This window comes from Clostridium sp. SGI.024 (genome assembly GCF_050315195.1).
In the GTDB taxonomy this organism is placed as follows: Bacteria; Bacillota; Clostridia; order Clostridiales; family Clostridiaceae; genus Clostridium.
In genome coordinates this window covers 1-7,699 of sequence record NZ_JBNPON010000096.1, presented here as the reverse complement: position 1 = coordinate 7,699, position 7,699 = coordinate 1, and the positions used below count along the sequence as shown (strand labels likewise).

General features: G+C 27.1%; 9 protein-coding genes and 1 tRNA gene. 9 read left to right on the top strand and 1 reads right to left on the bottom strand.

The genetic code is table 11. The annotated features are described in order from the left end of the window. Both ACQRD5_RS16205 and ACQRD5_RS16200 read left to right on the top strand, forming a co-directional pair. Positions 1-570, top strand: a 570-nt coding sequence (locus ACQRD5_RS16205) for a GNAT family N-acetyltransferase (protein WP_427747046.1), incomplete at its 5' end; no start/stop codon positions are given. A gap of 21 nt (positions 571-591) precedes the next feature. Next, positions 592-2,832 (top strand): excinuclease ABC subunit UvrA, encoded by a 2,241-nt coding sequence (locus ACQRD5_RS16200; protein ID WP_291631070.1) that lies wholly within the window; start codon positions 592-594, stop codon positions 2,830-2,832. A gap of 57 nt (positions 2,833-2,889) precedes the next feature. Here the strand turns inward: ACQRD5_RS16200 and ACQRD5_RS16195 are convergent. Then, positions 2,890-2,965: transfer RNA gene (locus tag ACQRD5_RS16195), tRNA-Met, on the bottom strand. A gap of 158 nt (positions 2,966-3,123) precedes the next feature. On the opposite strand from ACQRD5_RS16195, the gene ACQRD5_RS16190 reads away from it, so the two are divergent. The 7 genes from ACQRD5_RS16190 to ACQRD5_RS16160 all read left to right on the top strand — a co-directional run bounded on the left by ACQRD5_RS16190 (position 3,124) and on the right by ACQRD5_RS16160 (position 7,682). Beyond that, a complete protein-coding gene (locus ACQRD5_RS16190; RefSeq protein WP_291631072.1) occupies positions 3,124-3,549 on the top strand; it encodes a hypothetical protein in 426 nt (141 codons plus the stop codon). Positions 3,550-3,806: 257 nt separating this feature from the next. Further along, positions 3,807-5,555 (top strand): DNA helicase RecQ, encoded by a 1,749-nt coding sequence (recQ, locus tag ACQRD5_RS16185; protein WP_291631074.1) that lies wholly within the window; start codon positions 3,807-3,809, stop codon positions 5,553-5,555. 25 nt (positions 5,556-5,580) lie between these two features. Further along, positions 5,581-5,862 (top strand): DUF6483 family protein, encoded by a 282-nt coding sequence (locus ACQRD5_RS16180; protein ID WP_291631076.1) that lies wholly within the window; start codon positions 5,581-5,583, stop codon positions 5,860-5,862. A gap of 113 nt (positions 5,863-5,975) precedes the next feature. Continuing rightward, a complete protein-coding gene (locus tag ACQRD5_RS16175) occupies positions 5,976-6,275 on the top strand; it encodes a hypothetical protein (RefSeq protein ID WP_291631077.1) in 300 nt (99 codons plus the stop codon). A 233-nt stretch (positions 6,276-6,508) separates the two neighbouring features. Next, positions 6,509-6,685, top strand: coding sequence for a hypothetical protein (locus ACQRD5_RS16170; protein ID WP_294364540.1), 177 nt, complete (start codon positions 6,509-6,511; stop codon positions 6,683-6,685). 141 nt (positions 6,686-6,826) lie between these two features. Next, on the top strand, positions 6,827-7,327 hold the full coding sequence (locus tag ACQRD5_RS16165) for an NUDIX hydrolase (RefSeq protein ID WP_294170158.1): 501 nt from the start codon (positions 6,827-6,829) through the stop codon (positions 7,325-7,327). Between the two features lie 31 nt (positions 7,328-7,358). Further along, on the top strand, positions 7,359-7,682 hold the full coding sequence (locus ACQRD5_RS16160) for a hypothetical protein (protein WP_294170155.1): 324 nt from the start codon (positions 7,359-7,361) through the stop codon (positions 7,680-7,682). Positions 7,683-7,699: the final 17 nt, after the last annotated feature.

Genomic DNA, 7,699 nt, shown 5'->3' with positions numbered 1-7,699 from the left:
GGGAGAATTAATATGAGCTTAAAAGATTATATTAATGAGAAACCAGTTCTTGAAACAAAAAGGCTTATACTTAGAGTATTAAAGCCTACTGATGTTAATGATTTAAAAGAATGGCTACCCAATAAATCAATATATAAGTATTGGGGGAAAAGACCAAGTAAAAGTGATTTAAATCCTGAACTTATATTTGAGAAAAAAGAAAGAAAAACAAAAAGCTTTCACTTAGGAATTGTTAATAAAGATGATAATAAGGTTATTGGTGAATTATGGGTATATTTAATTGAAAATGATAGAATGGCAAAGGTTGCTTTTAGGTTATCTGCAGAATATCATGGAAATGGGCTTATGGCAGAAGCATTATCCTCAGTTGTTGAGTTCTGCTTTGAAAAAACAGAATTACAGAGATTATGGTCAGATGTGCATATATTAAATATCCCATCATATAAAACTCTTGAAAAAGTAGGATTTAAACGTGAGGGGCTTATCCGTAATGGGAAAATGGTAAATACTTATTGTGATTATTATTTATACGGAATGTTAAAAGAAGATTATATTGATATAAATAAGTAAAAAAATTAAAAGGAGAGAGAAATGAGGAATAACATAATAATTAAAGGGTTACATCAAAATAATTTGAAGAACATATCACTAGAGATACCAAAAGAAAAAATAGTAGTATTTACAGGAGTATCAGGTTCTGGAAAATCAAGTATAGTTTTTGACACTATTGCTGCAGAAAGTCAACGTCAAATGAATGAAACTTATAGTGCTTTTGTTAGAGGAAGACTTCCTAAATATGAGAAACCAAAGGTTGATTACATAGATAATTTATCAGCTTCAGTTATTATTGATCAATCAAGATTAGGAGGAAATGCAAGGTCCACAGTTGGAACAATAAGTGATTTGTATTCAGCCATTCGTTTATTATATTCTAGAATTGGAACACCTTATGTAGGAACAGCATCTTATTTTTCTTTTAATGATCCAAAGGGAATGTGTATGAATTGTTCAGGCTTAGGAAATGTAATGGAATTAGATGTTTATAAAATACTAGATGAAGAAAAATCATGGAACGAAGATATGGTTGATTTGCCAGCTTTCCATCCAGGTAATTGGTACTTTAAACAATATGTAGAATCTAAGTTGTTTGATCCAGATAAAAAATTAAAAGATTATTCAGATAAAGAAAGAAATTTATTACTTTATGGCTCCTATGAAAAAGATGGGGAAAGAGTAAATAAGAAGGTAGAAGGATTATATAATCATTTATCAAGACTTGTTTTAAAAAGAGATACTTCTAATATGGGGGATTATTCTACAAAACGTTTAGAAAAATTAATATCACAAAAAGAATGTCCAGTATGTCATGGAAAAAGATTGAATGAAAATGTTTTGAACTGTAAAATAAATGGTGTTAATATCTCTGAAATCTGTGATATGGAATTTATTGAATTAAGAGAATTTTTAAGAAAGATTAAAGATGATAGAGCAGCGACTATAATAGAATCCTTAGAAGCTTCATTAACAAGAATGATAGATATAGGACTACCATATTTAAGTATGAGTAGGGAATCCTCATCATTGTCAGGGGGGGAAGCACAAAGATTAAAGTTAGTAAGATATATGGGAAGCTCCTTAACTGGAATGATATATATTTTTGATGAACCTAGTACAGGAATGCACCCAAGAGATGTATATCGTATGATTAAGTTATTACAAAGTCTTAGAGATAAGGGTAACACTGTACTTGTTGTTGAGCATGATAAGGATATTATTAGTATTGCAGATGAAGTAATAGATGTAGGTCCATTAGCAGGAAAAAATGGTGGAGAAATATTATTCCAAGGAAGCTATGAAGATTTGTTAATTTCTAATACCTTAACAGGAAATGCAATGAAGGAAAATATAGAAATAAAGAAAAATCCAAGGATTCCAAAGGAATATTTACCAATAAAAAATGCTAATATTCATAACTTGAAAGATGTATCAGTTAATATTCCTTTAAATGTTTTAACAGTAGTAACAGGGGTTGCAGGTTCAGGCAAGAGTTCATTAATTAGAGATGTTTTTGCTAAGGAATATGAAGATAGAGTTATCCTTGTGGATCAATCTCCAATAACAGCAACAGGACGTTCAACGCCAGCAACATTTTTAGGTTTCTTTGATGAAATAAGAAAAGAAATAGCAAAGATAAATAATGTAAAACCAGGATTATTTTCTTTTAATAGTGATGGAGCTTGTCCTGAATGTAAGGGAAGAGGAGTAATAGTAACAGAATTAGTATTTATGGACCCAGTAACTACTATTTGTGAAAAATGTAATGGACAAAGATTTAATGATGAGGCAATGTCATATAAGTATAATGGGAAAAATATAATTGAAATTTTAAATATGACTGCTGAAGAAGCAATGGATTTCTTTAAAGATAATAAAAAGATTTATAAACATATAAAAGCTTTAAATGAAGTTGGGTTATCATACTTATCATTAGGACAATCACTATCAACATTATCAGGAGGGGAAAGGCAACGTTTAAAACTAGCAAAATACATGGATAAAAAGGGAAATATCTATGTTCTTGATGAACCAACTACAGGTCTACATGCTGCTGACATAAAAAAGATAATGAAGTTATTAGATAGCTTTGTAAATAGAGGAAATACCGTTATTGTAATAGAACATAATTTAGATGTTATGAAGCAAGGAGATTATATTATAGATATAGGACCAGATGGTGGAACAAATGGAGGAAAGGTTGTATTTGAAGGAACTCCAAAAGAGATGGTGGAAAGCTCAAATACAATTACAGCAGAGTACCTAAAAAGAGTATAATAAAAAGAGTATAATAAAAAGGGGCTGTTGCACTAAAAATAGTGAACAGCTCCTTTTTGGTTGCGGGAGAAGGACTCGAACCTACGACCTTCGGGTTATGAGCCCGACGAGCTACCAACTGCTCCATCCCGCGATAGTAAAAACTTTTCTTATAATAATTATATACCTATAATTTACAAAAGTAAAGGTAACAAATATTATTAATTTTGAAAATAATGCGAAAATATAATTTAAAAATCATCTATAATATGATAAATTATAATTAGAGGATTAAAGTAAGGGGAGACAGAGATGGACACTATTATATATAGTATAGTTTTAGATTACTTAAATAAAAAGGTTACTAGTGATCTTAAGGATGAATTTATAAATGCATCAGTTCACTTTAATATAAATAATGATATTTATACTAAATATTCATCTGTGGAAATAGAGTATATGTTAAGTAAAATATCTGATAGTACTGTTATTGATTATGTTGAATTATGTTCTGTATGTGGATATATATTATACAGATCAATAGAAAATAATGAATTAACTAATGATGATAGGATAGAGGCACTTCAAATAATATTAGAAGTTAGAAATGATATAAGTAATTATTTAAGAGGGGTAATTCAAGTAGAAGAATTATATGAAAGATTAGTACAAGTAACAAGAAAGTTTGGTTTAACTAATATAGAAAGTAAGAAACTTATAGATATATTAGATCAATAGGTATATAAGGCTTAATTCGTTAATTAGATTATTATGGCAGTAGATATGTTAAAGTATTTACTGCTATTTTTATTCTCAATATCATTTTTAAGAATTACATAGACAAACTGAACAAATAGAATTACAAAGAATATTAAAGCAATACTAATAATATGCCTCTATATAATGAAATATTATTATATAATTTAGAGTTTAATATTTAAAAAATATGGTAAAATCTTAAGAAGAAAGGAGTGATTAACATTATAAATAAAGCAATGGAAATTTTACAAAAATATTATGGATATAACTCCTTTAAGGAAGGACAATTTGAAATAATAAATAATATTTTAAATGGAGTTGATACTTTTTGTATAATGCCAACAGGAGGTGGAAAATCTGTTTGTTATCAAATTCCTGCACTAATTTTTAATGGTATAACTTTAGTTGTCTCTCCTTTAATATCTTTAATGAAGGATCAAGTAGATTCTATTAATGATATTGGATTAAGTGCTGCTTATATAAATAGTACACAAAGTTTAGATGAAATTAAAGAAATATTAACTAAGTGTTATGAAGGTAAAATTAAGCTTTTATATATAGCTCCTGAAAGGTTAGAAAATGAATATTTTAATAAGATGCTTAGAAAACTTTGGATAAGTCAAGTGGCAGTAGATGAAGCACATTGTGTTTCTATGTGGGGACATGATTTTAGAAAAAGTTATAGATATATATTACCATTTGTTAATAGCTTAAGAGTTAGACCAGTTGTAACAGCTTTTACAGCAACAGCAACAAAGGAAGTTAGGTCTGATATTTTAAACTTACTTGGGTTAATTAGTCCATATACATATTTAGGTAGTTTTGATAGAGAAAACTTAGCTATTTCTGTTCATAAAGAAGAAGATAAAGCTGAGTTTGTTAAAGATTATATAAGGGGTCATGAAGATGAAAGTGGAATAATATATTGTGCTACTAGAAAAGAAGTTGATGGCTTATATAATTATTTAAAAGAAAGGGGACTATCTATAGCAAAGTATCATGGTGGACTTAAGGATGAAGAAAAAAATTATTATCAAGATGAATTTTTAAAAGATAATTATAATGTAATGATAGCAACTAATGCTTTTGGTATGGGAATCGATAAATCAAATGTAAGATATATAATACATTTTACATTGTGTAAAAATATAGAAAGCTACTATCAAGAAATAGGTAGAGGAGGAAGAGATGGGGAAAGAACAGAGTGCCACCTTTTATATAATAGAGATGATATAAGAACCTTGGAATATTTAATTTATACTACTGTAGGAAGTACAAGAAAAGAAATAGAAATTAAAAAACTTCAAGGAATGATTGACTTTTGTGAATATGAAAATTGTTATAGAAGTTATATATTAGATTACTTTGGAGATAAAAATGTAAAGCCTTATTGTAACAACTGTAGTAATTGTTTAAGTAATGAGGAACTTAGAGATTTTACAATAGAAGCCCAAATGATATTATCTTGTGTCTATAGAAGTAGAGAAAAATATGGAACATCAGTATTAATAGATATACTTAGAGGATTTACTGGACCTAAAATTATTCAAAACAACTTAAATAAATTAACAACTTTTGGTATAATGAAAGAGTATAGTAGTAAATTTATAAGGGATTTAATTAAAACTTTGATAGAACTAGGGTATGTTAGCTTAAAGGATGGAACTTATTCTATGCTAAAATTAAATCCAAGATCAATACGAGTATTGAAATCACAAGAAAAGGTTATATGTAAACTTAGTGAAGATATTGAAGAGAAGATAATTAATAAAGATTTATTTAATAAATTAAAACTATGGAGAAAAGATAAGGCTAATTCTCAAGGAATAAAACCTTATATAATATTTTCAGATTCTACTCTTATGGAGATTGCAAATAAAGTTCCTAAAACAAAGGAAGAGCTTTTAAGTATAAGAGGAATGGGAGAAAAGAAATATGAAAAGTATGGAGAAGAAATACTTGGATTAATGAAAATAAAATCATAGTATACATAATAAGGAGGGAGAAGAAATGCTAGTAGTTAATTTAGAAGATACAGGATCATCTGAAATTCTTAGGATTATTTTAAAAAGTCTTATTGCTAAAAAGGAATATAATAAAGCTGAAAATGTTCTTTTTGAAGAAATAGAAAAAAATAAGTCTGAAGCAAATTATAAAGTTGGAATTGATTTTTATGAAGAATTATTAGAAAAAAGTAATGAGGATTTATTAGAAAATAATTTTTCCAAAGAAGAAATTTTGCAAGGAATTAAAGATTTAAAGATATTATTTAGTAAAAACTTAAATTTATAATATTTAAGTTAGTCATAGTAATGGTAATGGGATATTCAAATATAAATTTGAAATTTAATTAGTTATTAAATAAGAAGGTGTAAAATTTAAAAAGGTAAATTTGGGTGAGAATTATGAAAAATAATATGATTAATAACTATAAATTTGAATATGATGATGAGAATTATAAGGAAGAAATAAAAAAGTATATTAATATAAGCAATAATAAAAAAAAAATAAGCGTATATGCTTTAGGAATAGCTCTAATATTGTTAGCTATACTATTTAATCCTATAACTAATATAAGTTTTATTAAAGGATTATTAGTTATAGATATTATGGTATTTGTTTTTAATTTTGCTAGCTATTTGTCTTATAAATCTGTAATTAAGTTAATGGAGAAACATAAAATTTGCAGAGAAAAGGATGACTAGTTTTGATAAAAGATTGAAATTTAATCATAATGAGTAGCTTAGATTAAGTACCCTATATGCTAGAGATAATATCTAGCGTATGGGGTATTTTTTATTATAGGAGAATTTATAAAAATATTACCCTATGAACAAATTTTTATAAATTTTTAAATTAAAAGAGATACATAATAGAACAATTTGTAATGCAATGAATATATTATAGTATACAAATAAGGAGGGTATTTATATGTTTTTTGGATGTAATAATTGCTTTGGATTTAATAATTGCTTTGGATGTAATAATAATTTTGGATGTAATAGATGTAGAAGATGTAGAAGATGTTGTAGATGTTGTAGATGCTGCAGGAATAATAACTGTTGTGGCTCCAATAACTGTAATGGAGGATGTGGATTCTAACCCGTATTATTAAATACAAATAAATAATGATTTGTATTCCCGTGTTGGTTAAAAACTATCAATACGGGATTTTTGTATTATAGATTCAATTCACATATTATATAAAAAATGGTAAAATTATAATAATAGAAAATATAATACAAGGAGGTAAGCAATGGAGATTTGGGATGCCTATTATAAGGATGAAACAAAGGCTAATTATGATTTAGTAAGAGGTGAAGAAATTCCAAAAGGATTTTATCATCTTGTTTGTGAAGTTTTAGTGAAACATATAGATGGTAGCTATTTATTAATGCAAAGAGATTTTAATAAGGAAACTTTTCCTGGGAAATATGAAGCAAGTGCAGGAGGAAGTTCCTTAAAAGGTGAAACTCCAATAGAATGTGCTTTTAGAGAGCTAAAGGAAGAGACAGGGATTATTGCAACTTCTTTAGAGGAAATTTATCATATTGTTAATGAAGAAAATCAAAGAATTTATCATGGGTACTTATGTATAGTAGATTGTGATAAAGATTCAATTATTCTTCAAGAAGGGGAAACTATTTCCTATAAGTGGATGGAAAAAGAAGAATTCTTAGACTTTGTAAATTCAAATGAATATGCTGGAGCTCATGGTAAAAGATTAAAGGGGTATTTAGATAAAATAAAAGATTAGAATTAATATAATTCTAAGAAGGGGAATTTATATGGCTACTTGTCCAAAGTGTGGAGAAAAATTTAAATATAGCACAATGAAAAGTATGTTTATAAGTCCATTTTATAAATTAAAATGTGATAAATGTAATGTAAGGCTTAAAATAACTAAGAAAACAAATAGGATAAATTCAATACTTACCTTTACTCCTTTAGTATTTAGTGGAGTATTCTTTTCTGATATTTTAGTATTTCTTACAAGATTTACTCAAAATGATAGTGTGAGTTATTGGCTATATATAGCTATATATACAGCTTGGGCAACTATTATCAATAATGTTAATTTTCCATGGACTAAGTATGAACAAAATAATTAGCTTTTAGAATATTAATG